This is a genomic window from Aeromonas aquatilis, assembly GCF_054052405.1.
Window position 1 is genome coordinate 1 of sequence record NZ_JBSTYP010000236.1, and the last position, 214, is coordinate 214.

The window sequence follows — 214 nt, forward strand, 5'->3', positions numbered from 1 at the left end:
TCGACCCGGTTCTTTTCTTCAAGATGCTCTTCATCGGCTATCTCTTTGGCATTCGCAGTGAGCGCCGTCTGGTTCAGGAAATTCACCTCAATGTGGCCTATCGCTGGTTCCTGCGCATGCGACTGACCGACAAGGTTATTGATGCCTCCAGCTTCTGTCAGACCCGCCGTCGCCGCTTTGCCGAGTCCTCCATCTATCAGGAAATCTTCGATGA

1 protein-coding gene is annotated in these 214 nt (G+C 53.3%); it reads left to right on the top strand.

The annotated features are described in order from the left end of the window. A partial coding sequence (locus ACW5W8_RS24175; protein ID WP_498630952.1) for a transposase occupies positions 1-214 on the top strand: 214 nt, incomplete at both ends.